General features: G+C 48.6%; 1 protein-coding gene. It reads left to right on the top strand.

Annotation, left to right across the window (positions count from 1 at the left end):
- Nucleotides 1-320: 320 nt before the first annotated feature.
- On the top strand, nucleotides 321-614 hold the full coding sequence (locus R7E47_RS25135; protein ID WP_020043782.1) for a tyrosine-type recombinase/integrase: 294 nt from the start codon (nucleotides 321-323) through the stop codon (nucleotides 612-614).
- The last annotated feature ends 464 nt before the right edge of the window (nucleotides 615-1,078 follow it).

The following is a 1,078-nucleotide window of genomic DNA, read 5'->3' as shown; positions in this document are numbered from 1 at the left end:
CCATTGGGCTATATCAACGGTGGTATATCCAGTGATTTTTTTCTCCCTTTTAGCTTCCTTAGCTCCTGAAAATCTCGATAACTCAAAAAATACGCCCGGTAGTGATCTTATTTCATTATGGTGAAAGTTGGAACCTCTTACGTGCCGATCAACGTCTCATTTTCGCCAAAAGTTGGCCCAGGGCTTCCCGGTATCAACAGGGACACCAGGATTTATTTATTCTGCGAAGTGATCTTCCGTCACAGGTATTTATTCGCGATAAGCTCATGGAGCGGCGTAACCGTCGCACAGGAAGGACAGAGAAAGCGCGGATCTGGGAAGTGACGGACAGAACGGTCAGGACCTGGATTGGGGAGGCGGTTGCCGCCGCTGCTGCTGACGGTGTGACGTTCTCTGTTCCGGTCACACCACATACGTTCCGCCATTCCTATGCGATGCACATGCTGTATGCCGGTATACCGCTGAAAGTTCTGCAAAGCCTGATGGGACATAAGTCCATCAGTTCAACGGAAGTCTACACGAAGGTTTTTGCGCTGGATGTGGCTGCCCGGCACCGGGTGCAGTTTGCGATGCCGGAGTCTGATGCGGTTGCGATGCTGAAACAATTATCCTGAGAATAAATGCCTTGGCCTTTATATGGAAATGTGGAACTGAGTGGATATGCTGTTTTTGTCTGTTAAACAGAGAAGCTGGCTGTTATCCACTGAGAAGCGAACGAACCAGTCGGGAAAATCTCCCATTATCGTAGAGATCCGCATTATTAATCTCAGGAGCCTGTGTAGCGTTTATAGGAAGTAGTGTTCTGTCATGATGCCTGCAAGCGGTAACGAAAACGATTTGAATATGCCTTCAGGAACAATAGAAATCTTCGTGCGGTGTTACGTTGAAGTGGAGCGGATTATGTCAGCAATGGACAGAACAACCTAATGAACACAGAACCATGATGTGGTCTGTCCTTTTACAGCCAGTAGTGCTCGCCGCAGTCGAGCGACAGGGCGAAGCCCTCGAGTGAGCGAGGAAGCACCAGGGAACAGCACTTATATATTCTGCTTACACACGATGCCTGAAAAAACTTCCC

Source organism: Vibrio sp. Vb1026, from assembly GCF_033338745.1.
GTDB classification, from domain to species: Bacteria; Pseudomonadota; Gammaproteobacteria; order Enterobacterales; family Vibrionaceae; genus Vibrio; species Vibrio alginolyticus.
Note: the sequence above shows the minus strand (reverse complement) of the source record. Positions and strands in the feature narration are given on the sequence as shown.